This window comes from Lutaonella thermophila (genome assembly GCF_055387725.1).
The window spans coordinates 904,497-928,054 of sequence record NZ_AP043783.1; the positions used below are offsets into that span (position 1 = coordinate 904,497).

Below are 23,558 nucleotides of genomic sequence, written 5' to 3' on the forward strand. Positions count from 1 at the left end.
ATATGTATTTTTGCTGTAGATTATATAATATATGAGCGATAGCCTTGTAATTATACCTACTTATAATGAGGTTGAAAATATAGCTACAATAGTGCAACAAGTTTTTGCATTAAAGCATCCTTTTCATGTTTTGGTTGTAGATGATAACTCTCCAGATGGTACAGCAACTGTAGTAAAAGAGCTGCAAGAAGAGTATCCGGAAAAACTTCATTTATTAGTAAGAAACGAAAAAAACGGATTAGGACCAGCTTATATTGCAGGATTTAAATGGGCTTTAGCCCGAGAATACAACTATATATTTGAGATGGATGCTGATTTGTCTCATAACCCTAAAGATTTAGTTAGGCTTCATCATACATGCCATAATAAAAATGCCGATGTGGCCATTGGGTCTAGATATATTAAGGGAATTAATGTGGTAAATTGGCCTTTAGGCAGAATATTGCTCTCTTACGGAGCATCTTTTTATGTTAGACTTATAACCGGGATGCGAATTTTTGATCCCACAGCCGGGTTTATTTGTTATAAAAGAACCGTTTTAGAAGCCATAAATTTAGATGCAATACAATTTGTTGGGTATGCTTTTCAGATAGAAATGAAATTTAGGGCCTACTTAAAAAAATTCACTTTGGTTGAAGTGCCAATAGTATTTACAGATAGGGTTAAAGGAACTTCTAAAATGAGTCCTAAAATTATTAACGAAGCAGTTTTCGGAGTTATAAAAATGAAGCTTAGAAGCTTGTTTCAAAAAGATAAATATTAAACATGCGTTACCTTATAAAAAATGCCAAAGTTGTTAACGAAAATCAGATAAAAGAAGCTGATGTACTACTTACAGACACTACAATAACCAAAATTGAGCCTGAAATCTCTGCAAATCATAACGATATTGTAATAGATGCCAAAGGGCAATATTTACTGCCCGGAGTAATAGACGACCAAGTTCATTTTAGAGAACCCGGGTTAACGCATAAAGCAACAATACAGACAGAGAGCAAAGCCGCAATTGCAGGAGGGATTACTACATTTATAGAACAGCCGAACACAAATCCGCAAACAACAACAATAGAGCGTTTAGAAGAAAAATTTTCAATAGCATCTAAGACTTCGTATGCTAACTATTCTTTCATGTTTGGTGGCACAAACGATAATTTAGAAGAATTAAAACGCTTAAATCCAAACGCTTGTGCCGGTGTTAAATTGTTTTTAGGCTCATCTACCGGGAATATGTTAGTAGATGATGAGCAGGTACTTGAGCAAATATTTTTAAACACAAACTTAGTTATATCTGCCCATTGCGAAGATGAGGGTGCTATTAGAGCGAATTTAGAAAAATATAAGGCTAAGTATGGTGATAATATACCTATTGCATATCATCCTGTAATCAGAAGTCATGAGGCATGCTATTTATCATCAAGTAAAGCTATAGCGCTTGCAAAGAAAACTGGAGCGAGGTTGCATGTTTTTCATCTATCAACAGCAAAAGAAACTTCATTATTTACAAACTCAATACCATTAAAAGATAAAAAAATCACGGCAGAGGTTTGTGTACATCATTTATGGTTTACAGATAAAGATTATGTAGAAAAAGGCACTTTAATTAAATGGAATCCGGCTGTAAAAAATCAAGAAGATAAAGATGCACTTTGGAAAGCGTTGTTAGACGACAGAATAGATGTAGTTGCTACAGATCATGCACCTCACACATTATCAGAAAAGCAACAAGTATATACTAAAGCTCCATCTGGCGGACCGTTAGTACAGCACGCGCTTCCGGCAATGTTAGAGGCAGTAAAAAACAATAAAATAAGTATAGAGAAAATGGTAGAAAAAATGTGTCATAATCCTGCCATTTTATTTGATATAGAGAAAAGAGGCTTTGTTAGAGAAGGGTATTTTGCTGATTTAGTTCTGGTAGATTTAAACAGTCCATGGACTGTTACCCAAAATAATATTTTGTACAAATGTGGGTGGTCTCCATTTAACAATCAGGTGTTTAATGCCAAAATTACACATACCTTTGTAAATGGTCATTTAGCATACCAAAATGGAGAGTTTAGTTCTGAAAAAGCTGCTAAGCGATTAACTTTTAATAGATAGTATGAAGCATAAGATTTTTAGTTTTTTACTAGGGATTGTTTTTTTAGTTGCCTGTGCAGAAGAGGTAGTAAAAAAGCCTGATAAGCTTATATCTAAAAAGCAAATGGAGAACATAATTTTTGATATGGCAGTTTTAAATGCTACCAGAAATGTAACGCCTAAAGCGTTAGAAGAGCAGTACATAATTCCAGATAAGTTTATATTTAAAAAGTACAATATAGATAGTGTGCAATTTGCGCAAAGCTCTGCTTATTATACTACAAAGACCAGTGATTTTATAGAGATATACAGTAACGTTCACAAACGATTAGAAAAGTTAAAAGACAGTATAGATGATGTTGTAAAAGCAGAAGCGCAATCCCGAAAAGAGAGAGCAGCCAAACAAAAAGATTCACTTTCTAAATTAAAAGAACCTAAGCCATTAAAAAATATAACTAATTAAAATCGTCAATGTAATTTTTTGCTACTCTGGCTACCGACTGTTTAACAGGAATAAACGAATAATTTAGTGCGTCTTTTACTTTTTTATTACTGTACTTTTCTGGCGTAAGCAGTGATTGTGCAGTTTGTTTAGTTAGTTTTCTTTTTTTACCGGTTAGTAAACTTCTAAGCCAATCTAATCTCCAGGCTAATTCTAATTGCCATTTGGCAACTTTTTTTGTGGGAGGCTTAGCGTTTATTTTGTTAGCAATTTCGGTAAAAAGAGCACCAAAAGTGTAGTTTTCGCTTATTAAAATATAGCGCTCATTTTTTAGGTTGCTTTCTGTTAGTTTAATCATACAATTAACTACATCTACCACATCTACAAATCCTGTGCTTCCGGTTGTGTAGTAAGGAACACCTTTTTGTGCTAATCTAAATAGAGAACCGCTTCCTTGATACCAAAAACCTTCCCCTAAAATCACCCCCGGATTTACTATAATTGCAGGCACTCCCTCTTGTGTACCACGCCATACCTCCATTTCGGCACCATATTTAGTAATAGCATATACGCTATTATCAGCAGCAGGATTCCAAGGAGTCTCTTCTGTAATGGGTTCATTAGCTACTGCTTTACCAATAGCTGCAATTGAGCTCACATAGCATAATTTAGAAACCTTATGGGTTATACAAAGGTTTACAACGTTATGAGTACCTTCTATATTAATTTTTCTGAGTTTTTGATAATCTTTCGGATCAAAAGATATTAAAGCAGCACAATGATAAACGGTAGCAACACCCTTAAAGGCCTCATCTAAGTCCGGGATGTTAGTAATATCTGCTTCAACCCAATCAATTAAACTAAAAAGCTTCTCAGGAGTATTTGTGTAATAGCTAAAAACCTTTTTTACAGCATTTAAATTACTGTTAGGTCTGTATGTTGCTCTTACCTTTTCTCTCTTTTCAAGTAATTTATAGAGCAAGTGAGCGCCCACTAATCCGGTTCCTCCTGTAACTAATATCATGGCATAAAAGTAATAAAAATAAGTGCTTTTAAAATCAGGAATTAGTTGTTTTCTGCTATAAGCCAATTAACCATTTATACTATCTTTGCCGGAAGGAAAAAATTAGATTATTATGCCAAAAAATTTCGTTGAAGAACTACGTTGGAGAGGTTTGTTACACGATATAATGCCAGATACAGAAGAGGTTTTAAATAAAGAAACTACTGCCGGTTATATTGGTTTTGACCCCACGGCAGATTCATTGCATGTGGGAAGTTTACTCCCTATAATTGTGCTTATGCATTTTCAACGATGCGGGCATAAACCAATAGCATTGGTTGGAGGCGCAACCGGGATGATTGGTGATCCGTCGGGAAAATCAAAAGAACGAAATTTATTAGACGAAGAAACATTAAATAAAAATGTTGCCGGTATAAAAGCCCAGTTATCCAAGTTCCTTGATTTTGATAGTGATGCTCCTAATGCTGCCATCTTAGTTAACAACTACGACTGGATGAAAGAGTTTAGCTTACTCGAATTTGTTAGAGACATAGGCAAACACATTACGGTTAACTACATGATGGCTAAAGACTCTGTAAAAAAGCGTCTTAGTGCAGACGCAAAAGAAGGAATGAGTTTTACAGAGTTTACCTATCAACTATTTCAAGGATATGATTTTCTGCACCTTTACCAAAATCATAATTGTAGATTACAAATGGGAGGTAGTGACCAATGGGGTAACATTACTACCGGAACAGAATTAATTAGGCGTAAGGCAGGAGGCAAGGCATATGCCCTAACATGTCCGCTTGTTACAAAAGCCGATGGGTCTAAATTTGGTAAATCTGAAGGAGGAAATATTTGGTTAGACGCTTCTAAAACGTCACCGTATAAATTTTACCAATACTGGTTAAATTCAAGTGATGAAGATGCAGAAAACTATATAAAAAAGTTTACGTTTTTAAGCAAAGAAGAAATAGAGGATTTAATAGCACAACACAAAGAGGCGCCGCACTTAAGGTTATTACAAAAAAAATTAGCAGAAGAGGTTACAATATTAGTGCACTCTAAAGAAGATTTTGAAAATGCAGTAAAAGCCTCAAATATTCTTTTTGGTAAATCTACAGCCGACGATTTAAAGCAACTAAATGAGCAAACATTTTTAGATGTTTTTGAAGGAGTACCACAGGCTGAGGTTTCTTTGGCAGAAATAGAAGAAGGGCTAGATATGATTGCTGCACTTTCTGCTAAAACTAATTTCTTAGCTTCTAACGGAGAGGCTAGAAGGGCTTTAAAAGAGAACTCTATTGCTGTTAATAAAACCAAAGTAAAAGACAATTATGTTATAACTACTAAAGATTTAATAAATAACAAATTTGTGCTTTTACAACGTGGTAAGAAAAACTATTTTGTTCTCAGAGTTGTATAAAATAATATCCCCCAAAACAACTTAGGTTTTGGGGGATATAACCTAACCAAACGGCTTTTTTATGAAAAAACTACCATTGGTTTAGTAGTGGTTTTTTGGGTTTCATTACAAGCTTAACAAAACTTTAGCGTTTATAAAACCATTAAATTACACCCTCTAATATCTGCATTGTCAAAACGTCCTAAAACTTCAAAGGTTTCATCTTCATATACTTTCCCTAAATCTTGTGTGGCAATAAAAGAGCATGAATGTAAATTGGCTAAATCTATCACATTAATACCTCCGGTTTTACCAAAACCCGTTTGTGAAAGTGGGTCTTCTGGATCTCTGGTTAAAATTTTCATCCATGGCGGACAAGAAAATATGCCATTGCCTTTAGAATAGGCTTGAGACAAAAGTTCGGTCATACCATATTCAGAATGTATTATGTTTACACCAAACCCTTTGCGTAAAATTTGGTGCAGTTCTTCTCTAATAAGCTCTTTTCTTCTGCCTTTCATTCCGCCGGTTTCCATAACAATTGTATTATTTAAGTTAAATTGGTACTGCTCTACCAAATCTAACAAGGCAAAAGAGACACCTATTAGTAATATTTTTTGTCCGGATTTATCTAAATGTTTTAGGGTATTGGCAAGCTCTTTAAAATTATGCAGGTAAAAGCCGCTATCAGGATGCTTACTTTTTTTAATTAAGCAATCTACCATATATACTAATGATGAACCTGTTCTTTCTAGATAAGATGGTAGTAAAGCCAGAATAACATAATTGCCCGGGGCTCCATAAAACTGTTTGAAAGCTTTTATAAAACTAGTTTCGTAAAGGTGTTTGTTGGCTACAAAATGTTTGCTGGTAATGCTTCCGGTGGTACCGCTACTGGTAAATAATATCTCTTCTTTACGGTTTTTATCAATAATTCTTAATTGCTTAAAGAATGATATTGGTAAAAAAGGGATTTCGGTTATACTAGTTACATTTTCAGGGGTTTTGCGTAAATAATCACAAAAAGATTTGTAAACGGTAACATTTTGGTATTGGTAGTTAAATACCTTTAATGCTGCTTCGGCAAATTGCTCTTTTGAGGTAATATTAAAAACAAAATCAGCATTCATAGTTAGTTTGCAAAGGTATATAAAATAAAAACGCACCTAAAAATAAGGTGCGTGGCTTTTTGAGTATATTCCTAAAACTATTTAATAACTAATTTTCTGGTTACTGTTTTATTGCTTTCTGTAACTTTTAAAATGTAAACCCCAGACGATAAATCAGAAACATTTACATAGGTTGCAGACACTTGTTTTTGCATCACTATTTTACCTAACACATCATAAATGGCAATATCTTTTATTGCATTTTGTTTTGTAACAATAAAAACTGTTCCATCTGTAACGGGGTTAGGAAATAGTCTGAAACCTTCTATTTGAGGATCGTTGTTTGAAAACGAAATACTAGAAGAAGACCTCTTTAGGTGTTCTTTGTTTTTGGTTCCACTAGCTTGATTTGAGGTCGAGTGCGTTTGGGCGAAGGCAATCGACCCTATCAAGACTAACATAAGTAAATAATGCTTAGTCATGATTTATGGGGCTGATTTCTCTATCAAATGTACTAAAAAAGTAATGTGTTCGTTAGGTAATGTTGTGAACTCTCAATTTTTGTAGGTAAAAGCCTTTTTTAGCGTTATGAACAAAAAAAATAGGGAGTAAAGATCCCTATTTATTTAAGTTTTTTTAGTGCTATCTGTGTAAATTATTGAATTACAAGCTTTCTTGTAGAAATTCTTTGATCTTCTGCCACACGCAAAATGTAAACACCACTAGACAAATCAGAAATATCAAGTTGCGTGTTAACCAACATTTTTCTGTACACTTGTTTACCCAACAAGTCGTAAATGGCAACCTCTTTAATTAAATTTTTTTGAGTGTAAATGTTAAGCTTGCCTGTAGTAACCGGATTTGGAAACATTCTAAACCCGTTAATTTCTTCGCTTGCCTGAACAGAAATTTCATTATTTGGGGCAGCTTGCAACTCTTTTTGCTCTTGGGCAGAGAGCGAAAAAGAAAGCAATAAAAAGAAAAAGAAGTAAAAATTTTTCATAAGCCTTTAATAATAAGTAGGTTAATTAGTATTCAAATATAATAAAAATAAAATTTTTTCGTTTCAATTTTTTTTAACAAAACCAGATTTTTTTCAGTTGCTTTTTTGCGTAAAATGTTTTGCTTATAGCTTGTTATTTTAGTGTTACCTGTACATTAAATCAATGTTAAGTCCATATTAATTAGATATATTATCTTTACTTTTGAGGGAAGAAATTCATTGATTACCCAAATGAAAAAAAGCGATATAAAAATTCTTTTAGTAGATGACGAACCCGATATTCTTGAGATTGTTGGCTACAATTTAACTTCTGAAGGCTATACAGTTATAACTGCAAACAATGGTATCAAAGCCGTGTCTAAGGCAAAAAAAGAACTCCCTCATTTAATTATTTTAGATGTAATGATGCCAGAAATGGATGGTATTGAAGCTTGCGAACAAATTAGAAAAATACCGGAGCTTTCAAACACTCTAATTGCTTTTTTAACTGCCAGAGGTGAAGATTATTCTCAAGTAGCCGGTTTTGAGGCCGGTGCAGACGATTACATTACAAAACCCATAAAGCCTAAAGTTTTAGTTAGTAAAGTAAAAGCTTTATTAAGGCGTTTTAAAGATGATACTACTACCACCACCGAAGAGGTTTTTAAAGTAGGAGATATTGTAATTAACAGAGAAGAGTATAAAGTAATTAGAAAAAAAGAAGAGATTATTTTACCCAGAAAAGAGTTTGAGCTCTTAGCCTTATTGGCATCTAAACCGGGTAAAGTTTTTAAAAGAGACGAGATTTTAGATAAGGTTTGGGGAAATGAAGTTGTAGTGGGTGGTCGGACCATAGATGTGCATATTAGAAAACTTCGCGAAAAAATAGGAGACGATCACTTTAAAACTGTAAAAGGGGTAGGATATAAGTTTAAGTTGTAATGCCAACCAAAATAAAAAAGTCGTACAAATTTGCGTTCAGATCGTCGTTATATGTAACCCTTTCTGCCGTTGCAATATTAACCGGTTTACTGTACTTTTTTCATGAAATAAATTATGTTTTTATACTCTCATTTGGAGGATTGCTCTATATAATTTCATTTTTTTTACTTCAATATAGAGTTGAGCGTTTTATTTATAAACGTGTAAAAAAAATATACGATGATGTGTCTTTGTTAGAATCAAGCTCCTTCCATAAGCAGCCTATCACAACCGATATGAAAACGCTTACCGAAGAGATTCAAAAATTTGCTCAAAACAAAAAACTCGAAATAGAAACCTTAAAGGTTAGAGAGGCCTACCGTAAAGAATTTTTAGGGAATGTTTCGCACGAATTAAAAACACCACTATTTACTGTGCAAGGATATATTTTAACACTTTTAGATGGAGCGGTAGAAAATAAAGGCATCAGAAAAAAATATTTGCAAAGAGCGGCTAAAGGAGTAGAGCGGCTTATATATATTATTAAAGATCTCGATATGATTACCAAGTTAGAGAGTGGTACATTAAATATAAAACGAGAGAATTTTGATATTGTAGAGTTGTTAAAAAATGTGTTTGAGCTTTTAGAAATGAAAGCATCAAAAAAAAATATCAGCTTAGTTTTTGATACCGATTATAAAAAGCCAATTTATGTAAATGCAGATAGAGAGCGTATTCAACAAGTGCTCACAAATTTAATAGTGAACTCAATAAAATATGGTAATGAAGGAGGCACAACAGAGGTTAGTATAGAGAATCTCATTCAAAATAAAGTTATTGTTAGAGTTACAGACAATGGAGAGGGTATTGAGGCGCATCATATTCCCAGATTGTTTGAGCGTTTTTATAGGGTAGATAAAACTGGTAGTCGAAAAGAAGGAGGTTCCGGATTAGGCTTATCAATTGTTAAGCATATAATAGAGGCGCATAACGAGAAAATTTATGTAGAGAGCTCCCCCGGAATTGGCTCAGAATTCTCGTTTACCTTAGAAAAAGCCAAAAAATAATCCAGTCAATTACAGTAGGTTTTCTAAATTTGCTTCGTTTATAAAAAATAAGTCTTCCAGAAAAAAATAAACCATTGGGAAGTAAAAATAAACTTAAGAGATTTAAAGAAAACGAGACGTTTTCAAATGTTATTCAGCCTAAAAGAGAGCAGGTTCTCAATAAAGAATTCTCTTTTAAAGGTAATTGGGCTACTTTTTTTAAGAATAACAACCCAATTGTGTTAGAGCTTGGATGTGGTAAAGGCGAGTATTCTGTTAATTTAGCCAGAAAATATCCTGAAAAAAACTTTATTGGCATAGATATTAAGGGAGCTCGTTTCTGGAGAGGTGCCAAAACAGCATTAGAAGAAAACCTTCCTAACGTAGCATTTTTAAGAAGCCAAATAGAGTTGATTGATTTGCTTTTTGATGAAAATGAGGTAGACGAAATCTGGATTACATTCCCAGATCCGCAAATTAAATACAAACGCACAAAACATAGGCTTACAAATCAAGAGTTTTTAAATAAGTATAAAAAAATAGTTAAGCCAGGAGGGTTAATACATTTAAAAACTGATAGTGAGTTTATGCATGGTTATACGCTTGGGTTGCTTCATGGCTTAGGATACGAAATACTATACGCTCATCATGATATTTACAGCAATCTACATGCCCCTGAAGAACTAACAAAAATTCAAACTTTTTACGAAAAACAGTATCTTGAGCAAGGTAAACCTATAACATATATTAAGTTCAGATTAGAAAAATGACCCACTTAATTATTCTTTTCTTTGCAACTTTTTCTGCCGCATTTATGGCTACAGTGCCTCCGGGATTACTAAATATTAATGCAGCAAAAATTAGTGTAAGAAAAGGAAAAAACAATGGGTTAATGTTTGCCTTAGGAGTAAGTCTTGTAGTTATGTTACAGGCTTACGTTGGGGTACTAATTTCAAGATACTTATACAATAATCCGGTTGTAATAGATTTACTGCTAAAAATTGCACTTATTGTATTTGCAGTTTTTGCCATTTACTTTTTTATACTGGCTAAAAAAAACAAAGACAAAAAAATAAAGATTGTTAACGTAAGCAAAAAAAACAGCTTTTTTAAGGGCATGCTTTTAGCAATGCTTAACTTGCTTACCATACCCTATTATAGTGCACTAAATGCTGCCTGGAAAGTTTCAGGGTGGATTAAATTTTTATGGCAAGATGTGCTAACATTCATGTTAGCAGCTGCATTGGGTACTTTTAGTGTGCTGTATCTTTACATAGTTTACTTTAATAAATTAGAAACAAAAACCGATAGGTTTTCTAAATACTCAGACTATATTTTAAGTGTGTTAATGCTTATTTTATTAGTTATAACACTTATTAGAATTTTCTACAAAGACATAGTATGAGTTCTTCCGATAGTTTTTTTGAAAAAGTATACAATGTTGCAAGGCAAATACCTTATGGCAGAGTTACCTCGTATGGTAGTATAGCCAAATATTTAGGTGCTGCCAGAAGTGCCAGAATGGTTGGTTGGGCAATGAACAATGCTGCCGGTAAAGACGTTCCGGCACATAGAGTTGTTAACAGAAATGGAGTCCTAACAGGAAAACACCACTTTCAAGGAACCAACCTTATGCAACAACTGCTGGAAAGTGAAGGTGTGATTATAAAAAATAACCAAGTGCAAAATTTTAAGGAAGTTTTCTGGGACCCCGGCAAAGAATTAAAATAAGCTGATTTTTATCATTTTATTGCAATATAAACCAAGGTTATCTTAGCATCATTCTTTTCAATACCATTACTTTAGAATATAAATTGTAAGCTGTATCTTTGCAATTTAGAATGATTTTAAGTTAAGCTAAACCACTGTAATGAAGCTACATAAGAACGATATTTTAAAAGCATTAGAAACTATTACAGCACCCGGAGAAGGTAAAAACCTGGTAGAAAGCAATGCTGTAACCAATGTGGTAATTTTTGGCGATGAGGTTGTAGTAGATGTAACCATTTCTAACCCAAGCTTGCAAGCCAAGAAAAAAACAGAGGTTTCTATAATGAAAGCCATTCATGACCATGTTTATGAAAAGGCTAAAGTAAAAGTGAATATAAAAGTACAAGCGCCAGAAAAGCCTCAAATAAAAGGGAAAGCCATTCCCGGAATTCATAATATTGTTGCCATAGCATCTGGAAAAGGCGGAGTAGGTAAATCTACCATTACTGCCAACGTGGCCGTTACACTTGCTAAAATGGGCTTTAAAGTAGGATTGTTAGATGCAGATATTTATGGGCCTTCTGCTCCAATTATGTTTGATGTTGAACACGAGAAGCCTTTGGCAGTAACCGTAGATGGCAAATCTAAAATGAAACCAATAGAAAACTATGGAGTAAAAATTTTATCTATAGGATTCTTTACTCAGCCCAACCAAGCAGTAATTTGGCGTGGGCCAATGGCTGCTAAAGCATTAAATCAAATGATTTTTGATGCTGCATGGGGTGAGTTAGATTTTTTACTGTTAGATCTCCCACCTGGTACCGGAGATATTCATTTAAGTATTATGCAATCGCTTCCGGTTACCGGGGCAGTTGTAGTAAGTACGCCACAACCGGTAGCACTTGCCGATGCCAGAAAAGGAGTAGCAATGTTTCAGCAAGAGGCCATTAATGTTCCGGTTTTAGGAATTGTAGAAAACATGGCGTATTTTACTCCAGAAGAATTACCGGATAACAAATACTATATTTTTGGAAAAGAAGGAGCTAAAAACCTTTCTGAAGATTTAAAAGTTCCTTTTTTAGGAGAAATACCATTAGTTCAAAGTATTAGAGAGGCAGGAGACGTTGGCAGACCGGCTGCATTGCAAACTGCAACACCTTTAGAAAAAGCTTTTGAAAACTTAACCAGAAATATAGTAGAGCAAGTTGTTAAACGCAACGACAGCTTACCACCAACACAAGCCATAAAAATAACCACTATGGCAGGGTGTTCGGCTGTAAATAAACAAAAATAGTCGGCATATAATTTTTTTGAAGTTATTAAATGAGTATGACAATAGAACAAACCAAAGCAAACGTTGAAAAAGCACTCGCAGAAATCAGGCCTTTTTTAGAAAGTGATGGCGGTAACATATCGTTAGTTTCAATAGAAAATGATCTTGTAAAGGTAAGGCTAGAGGGTGCTTGTGTGGGGTGTAGTGTTAATCAAATGACGCTTAAAAGCGGAGTAGAGATGACCATAAAAAAATATGCACCACACATAAAAGAGGTAATCAACGTTGAATAAAAAAATGCCAAAAGATTATCATGATTAAAACCGATATATTAATTATTGGAGCTGGCCCTACGGGCCTTTTTGCAGTATTTGAAGCAGGATTACTAAAGTTAAAATGCCACTTAATAGACGCCTTACCCCAGCCCGGAGGACAGTGTGCAGAAATATATCCTAAAAAACCAATTTATGATATTCCCGGATTCCCGGAGGTTTTAGCCGGTGATTTAATAAAGAATTTATTAGAACAAATTAAACCGTTTAACCCTGGGTTTACACTCGGTGAACGCGCTGAAACTATAGAAAAGTTAGACGATGGAACTTTTATTGTAACAACTAATAAAGGTACTAAGCATCATGCTCCAGTGGTGGCAATTGCCGGAGGGTTAGGAAGTTTTGAACCCAGAAAACCACTTATAGATAACATTAGCGATTATGAAGATAAAGGAGTAGCCTACTTTATTAAAAACCCTGAAATTTATAAAAACAAACGTGTTATTATAGCCGGAGGAGGAGACTCGGCATTAGACTGGACTATTTACCTGGCCGAAGTTGCTTCGCAAGTAACACTAATTCACAGACGAAACGAATTTAGAGGCGCATTAGATTCTGTAGAGAAAGTACAGCAGTTAAAACGCGAAAATAAAATTAACTTAATCACCCCTGCAGAAGTTGTGGCACTACATGGTAAAAACCATTTAGAAGCTGTAACTGTAGAGAAAGAGGGAGAAAAACAACAGATAGAAACCGATTATTTTATACCGTTATTCGGACTTTCGCCTAAGCTTGGTCCTATTGCAAATTGGGGACTTGAAATAGAGAAGAATGCCATTAAAGTAAATAATGCTTTAGATTACCAAACAAATATTCCGGGTATTTACGCCATTGGCGATGTTAATACCTATCCTGGAAAACTTAAATTAATATTGTGTGGTTTTCATGAAGCAACACTTATGTGCCAGAGCGCATACCAACGCATTCATCCGGGTAAAAGATATGTTTTAAAATATACTACGGTGAGCGGTATAGATGGTTTTGACGGCTCTAGAAAAGAAGCAGAAAAAGCAGTAATTAAATCAATAGAGTAATTGTTTTTACCCAAATTTTATGTCAGATATAAAAGTTACTATAATAGATAGAGAAGGAGTAAAACACGAAGTAGATGCTCCTACAGATATGGCAATGAATGTAATGGAGTTATGTAGATCGTATGAGTTGGCTCCAGAAGGTACAATAGGTGTTTGTGGTGGTATGGCTATGTGTGCTTCTTGCCAGTGTTATGTGTTATCTGATCATAATTTACCGGAGCGCTCACCAGACGAAGAAGCTATGCTTGCCGAAGCATTTTATGTGAAAGATAATAGTAGGCTGGGTTGCCAAATTCAGTTAGATAATACGTTAGATGGATTAGTAATAGAACTTGCGCCAGAGAGCTAAAATGTTACTACAACTCCTATAACGTAATTATTTTTATTAGAGCTGAAGTTAATTTTTACTTCGGATTTTTGTTTGGGTTTGGTAAATATATAAGTGCTTCCAATTGCTATGGCAGCACCACCAACTACATCCCAGATATCATGAAACCCATTCGGTCCTTCCATTCTGCTCACACCAACTACTGCAGCCAGTAAATAAGCCCACTTTCCGTATTTCCAACCATATCTTCGTTGAATAAATGAAGCTCCTGAAAATGCCGAAGAGGTATGCCCTGAAGGGAAAGCATCAAATAAATGTCTGCCCTCTGGACGTTGCTTATGAATAAGCTTTTTTAAACTATAAGTTGTAACCATTGTAGTAGCATAAGAAAGTAAAAACTGTTTGGTTCCTTGCCAATCTTTACTAATTACAGTTGTTAATCCGGCAGTTAAAGGCAATGCAATTTGTAATACATCTCCGCTATACTCTAAGGCAAACTCCCAGTCTTCATGACCAGTTGCATCTACCATATCTTGAGCCGGTAAAACAGCAACATTAAAAATTAAAAAAAGAAGTAAGTAAAGCGTTCTCTTTTTCATGAAAACAAAACGCTATTTGTTTGTTGTATAGTGTTTTAAGTTGTTGCTTTTAGCTTAAAGGTTTAAAATAATCGCTTAACTTCTTGGGAGGTTCTAAAACGCGTCTAACAATTTGTAAAAACCCTTCGGGTGTAATGTCTATATGCCACTTAATTAAAGAAATTTTGCCGTTCTCTATCTCTATACCGGTAATGCTTCTGGGATGTACACAGCTACCCGTATTAAAAAAAGCTATTTCACCGGGGTTAGGAAAACGCGGTCTGTGAGTGTGCCCGGTAATAGTTAGTTGGTTGTTATTTTGAATAATCCACTTTTTTATTCGGCGCTCTACTTTTATGAGTTCTTTGTAGTTTTTTGCCGGACTGGTAGGATCTGCAATGCCAACAACTTGTAGTGGTTTCCAAAGCACTCTAACCATAAACCTGCTAAAACGCCAAAAAAGATAATTCCAAGTATCTGCCTGATGCCCATGAGTTAAAAATAATTCTTGTTGTGTTTGTGAGTGTTTTAACAATAGTGCTTCATGAAAAGTGATACCTTTAAATAAGGGCTCATTTTTTCCGGTAATAGGCTCAAAATAAGTGCTTAAATGTTTATCAACATAATTAGGGTCTTTGTAAACCATGTCATGATTACCATACAATAAATACAACCTTTTTTCATCATAAAAACGTTTCATTAAAAGGTATACATTCTTATGGGCATGAAAAAGTTGCTCAAACGACAGGTTTTCCCACAGCTCATCGCCATCACCTAACTCAATATAAGTAAAACCTTCATTATAATAATATTTTAAGGCGTGGTAATATACGTTTTTGTTGTTGGCAAAATCATCTGCAAAACTATTATCACCTCTATGGCAATCACTAAACAAAATAAATTTAGACTCATTGTTAAATAAAACAATTTGTGCTTTTTTAAAGGCTCGTGTGAGGCGGGTTTTAGATGACATTAAGAAAGTTTTAATAAATATCCATAAAAAAATCGAGTAATGAAACTCTCTTTCTTACTACTAAGCTTATCTAAAAAAGCAAACACTTTGCAGACGCAATGAAAAGCATTGTAGCTTATTTCGTATTTTTGCAACTTGTACAGGAGTTATGAAGATTATACACTCAAATAAAGAAGAGAAGTTAGAGCTGCCTTTTAAGCTGTTATTAAGCTTTGAGGATGTGTTAGATTATTATAAAAAATATGCCGAAGATAGTAAACATCCTTACCATAAATCGGCTAAGTATTTGGTAGATGAAATCAACAAACATCCTGAGCTTATTAATGGGTTTTCTGATTTTTCATTACTTGATACTTACAGTGAAACTATTGACTTATTATTAGATCCGCTTTTTCCTGAACCTTTAACACAGAACGAGATAAAGGCGGTAAGTATTCCTTTTGATTTTACTTCGTTTAAGTTTACAAAACGATTTGAAAATATAATTAACAATGCCGGACCGGATTTTAATTTAACTCTTAGAAACTTAGACGAAGATAAAATATATATTCACGCCTGTACAATGATTTTGACGTTTTACCACAAACGTCCGATAGATTTAAGAAGACCTTTTTTCTTTGATATTCCTGATAAAAACACCGGTATTACACATCATTACAGAGTAGCGTTTAATGCCGATTTTTCTAAAATAACTCCAACAGAAAATGCGCCTAAAATTACAGACGAAGATTTTAAAATGCTGTTAGACAACTTTGAAAATGTAGCTATTTGGAAAGAAAAATTTCCACCCGGGAGTTATATTTTTAAAGGGTTTGGTATAATGAATTTGTTTGATGTAACGATTGAAGAAACCCTATCTTCTTTAAAAGCCAATATGCTTAGAAAAGATGATAATTTAATTGAAGATGTTGCATTAAACCTTCAGGAGTTTTTTAGAATTAACGATTTAAAAGTTGGATTCTCTGCATTTGATTTAAACCGAAAAGAAAAAACAACAACGCTGGTAAAGCGTTCAGATAGTTTAATTATAAGTAACACACAAGAAATTAAATGCGATAATTTTTTCTGCAAGAGTGTTTTAGATACCCTTTTTAACAAACAAAAAGTATTAACCATATCTGATGTAGAGGCATATGGTAAGGCATCTAACCAAAATGAGTTTTATAAAAACTTAAAAAATAATAACATAGGAAGCATTATTTTAATTCCGCTTAAAGGAGAAGACAACTTTTTTGCTTTGTTAGAAATTGCTTCACCAAGACCGTATGAGTTAAACTCTGTAAATCAAAATAAATTAAGTGATGTCATTCCGGTGTTTGAGGCTGCCGTTCAACGTGCATCAGAAGAACATAAAAATATTCTTGAAGCCTTTATTCAAGAGCACTATACAGCTATTCATCCATCTGTAAAATGGTGTTTTTACAGAGCTGCCGAAAACTATTTTAGAAAACTTCAAGACGGAGTAGAGTCGCCTCCAATAGAAGAAATTGTATTTAAAAATGTGTATGCGCTATATGGGCAAACAGATATTAAAGAGTCTTCTTTAAAACGAAATGAAGCCATTAAAAAAGACCTCAGAACTCAACTTAATTTATTGAGTAAAATTTTTGTTGAAGCCTCTAAAGTTGAGTCGTTGCCAATTTACGACGAGATGAATTTTAGAATTAAAGGATATTTAGATGAGGTAAAACAAGATTTAAAAACAGATGCCGAACAGAAGATTTTAGACTTAGTAAACGAAGAAATTCATCCGGTTATAGTACATATAGGGCAAAAAAATGACAAGCTCAAAGAAATGGTAGAAAACTACTTTGATTGCTTGCATGATAACGGGTTTATTTATCATTATCGCAGAGATTATGATGAATCTGTAACCAAAATAAATGCTTGTTTAACTAAAGTTTTAGATGCAAAACAGGTAGAAGCCCAAAAAATGTATCCGCACTTTTTTGAGCGCTATAAAACAGATGGAGTAGAGCATAATATGTACATAGGCTCATCTATAGCTAATACAAATGATTTTAATGAGATTTACTTAAAAAATCTACGTTTGTGGCAGCTGCAAACTATGTGCGAAATGGAAAATGAGTTTTACAATTTAAAACCTAATTTACCTTTAGATTTAGATGTAGCCTCTATGATACTGGCATTTAGCACGCCAATTTCTATTAAATATAGATTAGATGAGCACCATTTTGATGTAGATGGTACGTATAACGCCAGATATGAGATAATAAAAAAGCGTTTAGATAAAGCATTTATTAAGGGCACTAAAGAGCGAGTAACTCAAAAAGGAAAAATTGCTATTATATATTCTCAGAAAAAAGACGAACGTGAATACATGCGCTATATAAATCTGCTACAAGCCAAAAACTTTATTTCTGAGAAAGTAGAAATTGTTGATTTAGAAACCCTTCAAGGTGTAAGTGGGCTAAAAGCTATACGAGTAGAGGTTCTTTATAGAAAAAAAGGAGACCCCGAAGAGTATTATACCTACAAAGAGTTAGCAAAAGCACTTAAACTTCAATAGGAATTCTGGTTTTAAAAGCTATTATAAAGGCTATTACAGATATTATTACTCCGGTTAAAAATATGGTGTAGGTTACCCTTAAAATTTTGTACTTTCTGTGTAACACTACGCCTAAATAATACAGGTCTTTTGTTAACGAGTTATACAAGTAGTCTTTGTCTTTAATTACTTCTCCTAACGCCCATTCATATTCTTCGAGCTTCATTTTATGAAAGTTCCCAAAAAACAATAAATTAACTTTTCGTTCTTCTACATCTTTTTTAGTAAACTCACCTCGTGTAACATTAGGTCTTGTTGCCAAAATAGACAACGCCATAGAGACTAAGCTAAAAACTATAAAAATTACAGTTGGCACAAAAAGATAACTATTAGAAGGGTTATCTAATTTAGGGATTAAATTAGCCAGTACTAACGATATTATAATGGCATTTACAGAGAGTAAAATATTAGCTTTAGTATCTGCAATATCACTAAGTTTAATATGGTTTCTAAGGGTTACTCTGTAAAGTGTTTGTACACCTCTATCGGGGTTTTCGTTTTTGGCTTGAGCTTTTAGCTTGGCTTTAATTTTTTCTTTCTTGATCTTTTGCTTTTCTTTTTTCTGTTTTTTTAAAAGTTTGGCAAGATTTTCTTCTTTTTTTGCTTTCCAATTTTTTAAAGCATAATCTGTATAAAAAGTGTGTTTGTTTACAAAAAAATCTATGTTCTTGTTTAGCCACTCTTTAGGAGTGTAATTTTGTATTTTTAATAAAGCCAGCTCTTGTCTTAAATACTCTGAAGTTTCAAAAAAAGAATTTTTTGCAAAGTGAGAGCTATCGGCATCACGAATTATTTTTTCTAACTCATTTTGTGGTATGGCAATATCTCGTGTAGCTAAAATTAAATCACAAACATCATTAATCGTTTTTTTGTCGGCTTTTTCTTGTTGTAAAAACTCTTTTGCAATCTCAACGCTGTGCTCTTCATGATTTTTGTAGTCTTTTACATAACCAACATCATGAAGCCAAGCAGCTAGTAAAAGTACCTCTTCCTCATCTTTTTTTAGTTTAGTATTCTCTATTATTTCTTTTGTACTTTTAACAACTCGTTCGGTATGTGTAAGATTATGGTATAAATAAGCATTACTAAGCTCTGTAGTTAATAAATTTTTTACGTATTCTGCAGCTTTATCAACAAGAGATTTTGCCATTTTTCTTTTTTTTTATATTATATACAACAAATAAAATTGTATGATAAGAATGTGCAAATTACAAAATAGATTACTTTTTATTATACTCTTATTTATTTTTGGATGTGCTACATACAAACCACAGTATAAAGATAGTAGTAACCTTACCGCATACCCATCTTATAAAACTGTAGAAAAAACATTTTATTTAATTGGTGATGCCGGTTATGCAAAAGCAAACCAGAGTACTCCGGCATTATTGGGGTTAAAAAAAGTTTTAGACACGGCATCTAAGCAAGACTACGTGATTTTTTTAGGAGATAATATTTATCCTAACGGAATGCCTAAAAAGGGTAATAAACACAGAACCATTGCAGAACACAGACTTAATGTGCAATTAGATGCGGTTAAAGATTTTAAAGGAGAGATTATTTTTATTCCGGGAAATCATGATTGGTACGATGAAGGAATAAAGGGGTTAGACCGACAGGAAGATTATTTTGAAGAGCGTTTAAAAGATAAAAAAGTTTTTTTGCCCAGTGATGGTTGCGGACTTACAGATGTAGATGTTTCAGAAAATATTCAATTAATAATTATAGATTCACAATGGTTTTTAGAAGATTGGGATAACCATCCGGGAATTAACGATGACTGCCCTGAAATTAAAACCAGAGAAGCATTTTTTTTAGAAATAGAAAGCCTGCTTAAAAAGCATCAAAATAAAACTATTGTATTTGCGCTACATCATCCGCTACTTACCTACGGGCCTCATGGCGGGAAATTTGCAGCAGAAAAGCATTTATATCCTACTCAACATAAAATCCCAATGCCCGGCTTAGCATCTTTAATAACATTAATCAGAAAATCGGGCGGAGTTTCTATACAAGATCGTATAAATGAGCGCTACAATAAATTAGCAAACCGATTAATGACTTTGGCAAAAGACGCTCAGAAAATAATTTTTGTTTCTGGCCATGAACATTCTTTACAATACAACAAAGAAGACAACATACCACAAATAGTTTCGGGTTCAGGAGCCAAAATATCGGCAACTAAACTTACCGAGTATGCTCAATTTACGTATGGCGGATACGGTTTTGCTGTGTTAGATGTATTTACAGATGGCTCATCGTGGGTAAGATATTATGCAACAAAACTAACGGGAACAACACTTATTTATCAAACTCAAATTCACGAGCCAAACCCTAAACCTGTATTAGATACGCTCCCATCAAAATTTCCAAGTCATGTAAAAGCATCAGTTTATAAACCAGAACGCACTCAAAGATCTAAATTTTACAAAAGTATTCTCGGTAAACATTACAGATCTGTTTACGGAACACTAATTAACGCTAAAACGGTTAATTTAGATACGCTTTATGGTGGCTTAAAGCCAGTAAGAATGGGAGGAGGACATCAATCTAAAACACTCAGGTTGGTAGATAAAAACGGTAAAGAATATAACATGAGAGCACTAAAGAAAAGTGCAGTTAAGTTTTTACAATCGGTTGTTTTTAAAGACACTCACATAGAAAATAAACTAGAAAACACATTACCTGAAGATTTAATATTAGACTTTTATACAGCAGCACATCCATACACTCCGTTTATAATAGATGAGCTTTCTGCTGCCGTGAGTGTATATCATACCAATCCAAAACTATTTTATGTTCCTAAACAAAAAGCACTCGGTAAATACAACAATCTTTACGGAGATGAACTCTACATGATAGAAGAAAGGCCAATGGAAGCTTTTTCTGATTTAGAAAGTTTTGGTAAGCCCGATGATGTTGAAAGTACTGCAGATTTGTATAAAAAATTAAGAGAAGACGAAAAGTATAAGTTAGATGAACGAGCGTACATTCGTGCCAGACTTTTTGATATGCTTATTGGCGATTGGGATAGGCATGAAGACCAATGGAGATGGGCAGAGTTTGAAAAAGAAAACGGTGACCATATTTTTAAACCCATTCCCAGAGATAGAGATCAGGCTTTCTCTAATTTTGATGGGCTTTTTCTGGGGACAATAAGAGCCTTAATATCATCTTCAAGATTAATGCAAGTGTACAATGAAAAACTAAAAGATTTACAGTGGTTTAATATAGAGGCTTTACCGTTAGACAGAACTTTAATAAAAAATGCTACCACTCAAGATTGGGTAGAAGAAGCTAAATTTATTCAGGAGCATTTAACAGATCAGGTAATTGATAAAGCCTTTAGCAAGTTACCAAAAGAGGTTCAAGATCAAAACATACCAGTAATTAAACAAAAGCTAAAAGGCAGAAGAAGCAATTTAGTAAGCATTGCTAAAAAATACAGTAAGATTGTTAATAGGCTTGCAATTTTAACGGCAACAGATAAAGATGATTATATAGAAGTTTTACGATCTGGAGATAACGAAACAACCGTTAAAATATTCAGAATTAAAGACGGTAAAAAAGCCGATACAATTGTAAATAAAACATTTAACAGAGCTACTACAAAAGAAATTTGGATTTATGGTTTAGATGATGACGATGTGTTTGAAGTGTCCGGAAAAGCTAACAACCCAATTTTTGTAAGACTAATTGGCGGACAAAACAATGATGTTTACAAAATAAAAAACGGCCGAAGAGTTAATATTTACGATCACAAATCTAAAAAGAATACAATACAAGAAAACAATGGCGCAAAAATAAAACTAACAGACCTCTATAATGTTAATTTGTTTAATTATAAAAAGGATGAGAAGAAAACCACCAACTTTTTTCCGGCATTTGGGTATAACCCGGACGATGGGTTTAAAATTGGCGTAAAAGCACAACGAACAAAATTTGGATTTGAGCGAAATCCGTTTACAAAACAGTTTACAGTTCAGGCAAATTACTTTTTTGCAACAAGCGGTTTTGAGTTTTTATTTGATGGAGAAATAGCCAACATCTTTAACAAAGCAAACTTCACCTATGGAGTAAAAGCAACAAGCGAAAACTTTACACAAAACTTTTTTGGCTACGGAAGCAATACTCCCAATTTTGATGATGATTTGGGCTTAGATTATAATAGGGTTAAAATTAGTTATTTATCGGGCTACATTGGTTTTGTTAGGCGTTCTAACTATGGCAGTGATTTTAGCGGTAAATTGCGTTTAGATGGAGTAGAGGTAGAAGATACCGAAAACCGATTTGTAAATACCTTTTTTACATCTCAAGAAGACTTTAAACGTAAATATTTTTTAACTGCACAAGCAACTTACACGTTTAAAAGCTTTGACAATACACTAAACCCAAAAAGAGGAATGCTTTTTACGTTAACACCGTCTTACACAATTAATGCAAAAGAAGCCAGACGTAATTTTGGGTATGTAAAATCTGCCTTAATGTTGTACAACAGTTTAACTAACAACAAAAAATTAGTGCTTAAAAGTAAAGTAGCAGGTAGAGTTACATTTGGAGATGAGTTTGAGTTTTATCAGGCTGCTACATTGGGCGGAAGAGAAACATTAAGAGGATTTAGGGATGAACGCTTTACGGGTAAAAACAGTCTAGTTTTAAGTACAGATTTGCGCTATAGTTTTGAAAGTTTTAAAACACCGTTTTTACCTTTACAAATAGGAGTTTATGGAGGTTTTGATTATGGTAGAGTTTGGGTGCCTAACGATGTTAATGATGCTTGGCAAAAATCGTATGGAGGCGGATTGTGGATTTTAATGGCCGATTCTTTAAATACAGATTTAACCCTGTTTAATTCTACAGATGGTTTACGATTTACCTTTGGGTTTGGCTTTAGGTTTTAACGAAATTTTGTAAAGATTTCTACCGGTTGGGCCTTGCTGTTCATCAGAGATTAAGAGTGTATGATTATCTAAAAAACAAATACTCTCTTTTTGCGAAAAATGTTCAAGCGGAATTCTTTTTAGAGGCTTTTTGCTTAAGGTTTCTTCGCTAAAATTATCTAACAACCACACGCTATTTGATGTTAAAAGTGCCAATGTTTTACCATTTGGGTTTATGGCAGCCCCGGTAACTTGGCAACTAATTTTTTGGTTACATATATAAACAGTGGCTATTAACTTAGCTACGTGCTCTCCAGGCTTTGCAGGCAGCTTATAACATTTAGTTAATCCGTTAAAAGGAGTAGTATTGTTTTTAGTAAAAATGTACAAAAAGCCGTTATGGTATATAATGGCTTCTGCATTGTAATTAAAGTTTTCTTTTGCCGGAGGAAATGAATCTTGATCTGAATACGAAAATTTTATTTTTTGAGCTTCTAAATCTGAGCTATCTGTTAATTCGGGGTTAGTAATTTTATATATAACGAGGTCTTTTCTGTTGTTTGCATTATTTCCTATATCTGCAATGTAAATGTTACCTTCAGCATCTTTAGTTAAGTCTTCCCAATCATGATTTTTAGCATTTTTAATATTAATATCTCTAATTAAGTTTCCGTTAAAATCAACTCCATAGATATGATCTTTATTCCCGGAATCATTAATAAACCAACATAAATCACCAGAAAGCGTAACAATACCGGAATTTTCTTTTAATTTTTTAGGAAGCTTTGTAACATAGGTTAATGCACCATAATCATTACAGCCAAAAATCAATAAAAAATATAAGTATAACAACACTCTCATAGCTCACAAAATAATAACATGAGCCAAAAG

The 23,558-nt window shown here is 33.7% G+C and carries 23 protein-coding genes; 15 read left to right on the plus strand and 8 right to left on the minus strand.

Annotated features, from left to right (window positions below; all coding sequences use genetic code 11):
* The first annotated feature begins 31 nt into the window (after positions 1–31).
* The 3 genes from ACZ5CF_RS04120 to ACZ5CF_RS04130 are packed head-to-tail and all read left to right on the plus strand — an operon-like array spanning position 32 to position 2,542.
* The gene (locus tag ACZ5CF_RS04120) at positions 32–763 is read left to right on the plus strand and encodes a polyprenol monophosphomannose synthase (RefSeq protein ID WP_464580569.1); all 732 of its coding nucleotides are present in this window, start codon (positions 32–34) and stop codon (positions 761–763) included.
* Positions 764–765: 2 nt separating this feature from the next.
* Positions 766–2,100 carry a dihydroorotase gene (locus ACZ5CF_RS04125; protein ID WP_464580571.1) on the plus strand — a complete coding sequence of 445 codons (1,335 nt, stop codon included), beginning with the start codon at positions 766–768 and terminating at the stop codon, positions 2,098–2,100.
* Position 2,101: 1 nt separating this feature from the next.
* Entirely contained in the window at positions 2,102–2,542 is a 441-nt protein-coding gene (locus tag ACZ5CF_RS04130) for a DUF4296 domain-containing protein (protein WP_464580573.1), read from the plus strand.
* Here the strand turns inward: ACZ5CF_RS04130 and ACZ5CF_RS04135 are convergent.
* On the minus strand, positions 2,535–3,545 hold the full coding sequence (locus tag ACZ5CF_RS04135; protein WP_464580575.1) for an NAD-dependent epimerase/dehydratase family protein: 1,011 nt from the start codon (positions 3,543–3,545) through the stop codon (positions 2,535–2,537). The two genes, ACZ5CF_RS04130 and ACZ5CF_RS04135, sit on opposite strands and share 8 nt — an antisense overlap.
* Before the next feature lie 112 nt (positions 3,546–3,657).
* Between ACZ5CF_RS04135 and tyrS the strand changes: the two genes are divergently transcribed.
* Positions 3,658–4,953: a tyrosine--tRNA ligase gene (tyrS, locus tag ACZ5CF_RS04140; RefSeq protein ID WP_464580576.1), complete on the plus strand. Its 1,296-nt coding sequence runs from the start codon at positions 3,658–3,660 to the stop codon at positions 4,951–4,953.
* Positions 4,954–5,084: 131 nt separating this feature from the next.
* Here tyrS and ACZ5CF_RS04145 read toward each other — a convergent pair whose 3' ends face one another.
* The 3 genes from ACZ5CF_RS04145 to ACZ5CF_RS04155 all read right to left on the minus strand — a co-directional run bounded on the left by ACZ5CF_RS04145 (position 5,085) and on the right by ACZ5CF_RS04155 (position 7,044).
* On the minus strand, positions 5,085–6,062 hold the full coding sequence (locus ACZ5CF_RS04145; protein WP_464580578.1) for a long-chain-fatty-acid--protein ligase: 978 nt from the start codon (positions 6,060–6,062) through the stop codon (positions 5,085–5,087).
* A gap of 77 nt (positions 6,063–6,139) precedes the next feature.
* Positions 6,140–6,523, minus strand: a complete 384-nt coding sequence (locus ACZ5CF_RS04150) for a T9SS type A sorting domain-containing protein (protein ID WP_464580579.1) — start codon at positions 6,521–6,523, stop codon at positions 6,140–6,142.
* A gap of 173 nt (positions 6,524–6,696) precedes the next feature.
* Entirely contained in the window at positions 6,697–7,044 is a 348-nt protein-coding gene (locus tag ACZ5CF_RS04155; RefSeq protein ID WP_464580580.1) for a T9SS type A sorting domain-containing protein, read from the minus strand.
* A 231-nt stretch (positions 7,045–7,275) separates the two neighbouring features.
* Here ACZ5CF_RS04155 and ACZ5CF_RS04160 point away from each other — a divergent pair, with 231 nt between their 5' ends.
* The 9 genes from ACZ5CF_RS04160 (at position 7,276) to ACZ5CF_RS04200 (ending at position 13,688) form a co-directional block, all read left to right on the plus strand.
* Complete coding sequence (locus ACZ5CF_RS04160; protein WP_464580581.1) at positions 7,276–7,965, plus strand: response regulator transcription factor; 690 nt, start codon at positions 7,276–7,278, stop codon at positions 7,963–7,965.
* Positions 7,965–9,011 (plus strand): sensor histidine kinase, encoded by a 1,047-nt coding sequence (locus ACZ5CF_RS04165; RefSeq protein ID WP_464580582.1) that lies wholly within the window; start codon positions 7,965–7,967, stop codon positions 9,009–9,011. Before ACZ5CF_RS04160 ends, ACZ5CF_RS04165 begins: the two co-directional genes overlap by 1 nt.
* Before the next feature lie 74 nt (positions 9,012–9,085).
* Positions 9,086–9,760, plus strand: a complete 675-nt coding sequence (gene trmB, locus ACZ5CF_RS04170) for a tRNA (guanosine(46)-N7)-methyltransferase TrmB (protein WP_464580583.1) — start codon at positions 9,086–9,088, stop codon at positions 9,758–9,760.
* Positions 9,757–10,395: a LysE family transporter gene (locus tag ACZ5CF_RS04175; protein WP_464580584.1), complete on the plus strand. Its 639-nt coding sequence runs from the start codon at positions 9,757–9,759 to the stop codon at positions 10,393–10,395. The genes trmB and ACZ5CF_RS04175 overlap by 4 nt, the downstream gene beginning before the upstream one ends.
* On the plus strand, positions 10,392–10,721 hold the full coding sequence (locus tag ACZ5CF_RS04180; RefSeq protein ID WP_464580585.1) for an MGMT family protein: 330 nt from the start codon (positions 10,392–10,394) through the stop codon (positions 10,719–10,721). Before ACZ5CF_RS04175 ends, ACZ5CF_RS04180 begins: the two co-directional genes overlap by 4 nt.
* A gap of 139 nt (positions 10,722–10,860) precedes the next feature.
* Positions 10,861–11,994: an Mrp/NBP35 family ATP-binding protein gene (locus ACZ5CF_RS04185; RefSeq protein ID WP_464580586.1), complete on the plus strand. Its 1,134-nt coding sequence runs from the start codon at positions 10,861–10,863 to the stop codon at positions 11,992–11,994.
* A 35-nt stretch (positions 11,995–12,029) separates the two neighbouring features.
* Positions 12,030–12,266 carry a NifU family protein gene (locus ACZ5CF_RS04190; protein WP_464580587.1) on the plus strand — a complete coding sequence of 79 codons (237 nt, stop codon included), beginning with the start codon at positions 12,030–12,032 and terminating at the stop codon, positions 12,264–12,266.
* Positions 12,267–12,286: 20 nt separating this feature from the next.
* Positions 12,287–13,339 (plus strand): NAD(P)/FAD-dependent oxidoreductase, encoded by a 1,053-nt coding sequence (locus tag ACZ5CF_RS04195; protein ID WP_464580588.1) that lies wholly within the window; start codon positions 12,287–12,289, stop codon positions 13,337–13,339.
* Between the two features lie 19 nt (positions 13,340–13,358).
* Positions 13,359–13,688 (plus strand): 2Fe-2S iron-sulfur cluster-binding family protein, encoded by a 330-nt coding sequence (locus ACZ5CF_RS04200; protein ID WP_464580589.1) that lies wholly within the window; start codon positions 13,359–13,361, stop codon positions 13,686–13,688.
* Here the strand turns inward: ACZ5CF_RS04200 and ACZ5CF_RS04205 are convergent.
* Together ACZ5CF_RS04205 and ACZ5CF_RS04210 are read right to left on the minus strand one after the other, a co-directional pair.
* A complete protein-coding gene (locus ACZ5CF_RS04205) occupies positions 13,685–14,266 on the minus strand; it encodes a phosphatase PAP2 family protein (protein ID WP_464580590.1) in 582 nt (193 codons plus the stop codon). The genes ACZ5CF_RS04200 and ACZ5CF_RS04205 overlap by 4 nt on opposite strands.
* A 49-nt stretch (positions 14,267–14,315) precedes the next feature.
* Entirely contained in the window at positions 14,316–15,218 is a 903-nt protein-coding gene (locus ACZ5CF_RS04210) for a metallophosphoesterase (protein WP_464580591.1), read from the minus strand.
* A gap of 148 nt (positions 15,219–15,366) precedes the next feature.
* On the opposite strand from ACZ5CF_RS04210, the gene ACZ5CF_RS04215 reads away from it, so the two are divergent.
* Positions 15,367–17,748, plus strand: coding sequence for a GAF domain-containing protein (locus tag ACZ5CF_RS04215; RefSeq protein WP_464580592.1), 2,382 nt, complete (start codon positions 15,367–15,369; stop codon positions 17,746–17,748).
* Here the strand turns inward: ACZ5CF_RS04215 and ACZ5CF_RS04220 are convergent.
* Complete coding sequence (locus ACZ5CF_RS04220; protein WP_464580593.1) at positions 17,735–18,937, minus strand: Pycsar system effector family protein; 1,203 nt, start codon at positions 18,935–18,937, stop codon at positions 17,735–17,737. The genes ACZ5CF_RS04215 and ACZ5CF_RS04220 overlap by 14 nt on opposite strands.
* 49 nt (positions 18,938–18,986) lie before the next feature.
* Here ACZ5CF_RS04220 and ACZ5CF_RS04225 point away from each other — a divergent pair, with 49 nt between their 5' ends.
* Positions 18,987–22,688, plus strand: coding sequence for a metallophosphoesterase (locus tag ACZ5CF_RS04225; RefSeq protein ID WP_464580594.1), 3,702 nt, complete (start codon positions 18,987–18,989; stop codon positions 22,686–22,688).
* Here ACZ5CF_RS04225 and ACZ5CF_RS04230 read toward each other — a convergent pair.
* Complete coding sequence (locus tag ACZ5CF_RS04230) at positions 22,653–23,528, minus strand: hypothetical protein (protein WP_464580595.1); 876 nt, start codon at positions 23,526–23,528, stop codon at positions 22,653–22,655. The genes ACZ5CF_RS04225 and ACZ5CF_RS04230 overlap by 36 nt on opposite strands.
* Positions 23,529–23,558: the final 30 nt, after the last annotated feature.

Coding starts and splice junctions, on each gene's coding strand:
- ACZ5CF_RS04120 (WP_464580569.1), top strand. CDS start 32: ATGAGCGATAGCCTTGTAATTATACCTACTTATAATGAGGTTGAAAAT.
- ACZ5CF_RS04125 (WP_464580571.1), top strand. CDS start 766: ATGCGTTACCTTATAAAAAATGCCAAAGTTGTTAACGAAAATCAGATA.
- ACZ5CF_RS04130 (WP_464580573.1), top strand. CDS start 2,102: ATGAAGCATAAGATTTTTAGTTTTTTACTAGGGATTGTTTTTTTAGTT.
- ACZ5CF_RS04135 (WP_464580575.1), bottom strand. CDS start 3,545: ATGATATTAGTTACAGGAGGAACCGGATTAGTGGGCGCTCACTTGCTC.
- tyrS (WP_464580576.1), top strand. CDS start 3,658: ATGCCAAAAAATTTCGTTGAAGAACTACGTTGGAGAGGTTTGTTACAC.
- ACZ5CF_RS04145 (WP_464580578.1), bottom strand. CDS start 6,062: ATGAATGCTGATTTTGTTTTTAATATTACCTCAAAAGAGCAATTTGCC.
- ACZ5CF_RS04150 (WP_464580579.1), bottom strand. CDS start 6,523: ATGACTAAGCATTATTTACTTATGTTAGTCTTGATAGGGTCGATTGCC.
- ACZ5CF_RS04155 (WP_464580580.1), bottom strand. CDS start 7,044: ATGAAAAATTTTTACTTCTTTTTCTTTTTATTGCTTTCTTTTTCGCTC.
- ACZ5CF_RS04160 (WP_464580581.1), top strand. CDS start 7,276: ATGAAAAAAAGCGATATAAAAATTCTTTTAGTAGATGACGAACCCGAT.
- ACZ5CF_RS04165 (WP_464580582.1), top strand. CDS start 7,965: ATGCCAACCAAAATAAAAAAGTCGTACAAATTTGCGTTCAGATCGTCG.
- ACZ5CF_RS04175 (WP_464580584.1), top strand. CDS start 9,757: ATGACCCACTTAATTATTCTTTTCTTTGCAACTTTTTCTGCCGCATTT.
- ACZ5CF_RS04180 (WP_464580585.1), top strand. CDS start 10,392: ATGAGTTCTTCCGATAGTTTTTTTGAAAAAGTATACAATGTTGCAAGG.
- ACZ5CF_RS04185 (WP_464580586.1), top strand. CDS start 10,861: ATGAAGCTACATAAGAACGATATTTTAAAAGCATTAGAAACTATTACA.
- ACZ5CF_RS04190 (WP_464580587.1), top strand. CDS start 12,030: ATGACAATAGAACAAACCAAAGCAAACGTTGAAAAAGCACTCGCAGAA.
- ACZ5CF_RS04195 (WP_464580588.1), top strand. CDS start 12,287: ATGATTAAAACCGATATATTAATTATTGGAGCTGGCCCTACGGGCCTT.
- ACZ5CF_RS04200 (WP_464580589.1), top strand. CDS start 13,359: ATGTCAGATATAAAAGTTACTATAATAGATAGAGAAGGAGTAAAACAC.
- ACZ5CF_RS04205 (WP_464580590.1), bottom strand. CDS start 14,266: ATGAAAAAGAGAACGCTTTACTTACTTCTTTTTTTAATTTTTAATGTT.
- ACZ5CF_RS04210 (WP_464580591.1), bottom strand. CDS start 15,218: ATGTCATCTAAAACCCGCCTCACACGAGCCTTTAAAAAAGCACAAATT.
- ACZ5CF_RS04215 (WP_464580592.1), top strand. CDS start 15,367: ATGAAGATTATACACTCAAATAAAGAAGAGAAGTTAGAGCTGCCTTTT.
- ACZ5CF_RS04220 (WP_464580593.1), bottom strand. CDS start 18,937: ATGGCAAAATCTCTTGTTGATAAAGCTGCAGAATACGTAAAAAATTTA.
- ACZ5CF_RS04225 (WP_464580594.1), top strand. CDS start 18,987: ATGTGCAAATTACAAAATAGATTACTTTTTATTATACTCTTATTTATT.
- ACZ5CF_RS04230 (WP_464580595.1), bottom strand. CDS start 23,528: ATGAGAGTGTTGTTATACTTATATTTTTTATTGATTTTTGGCTGTAAT.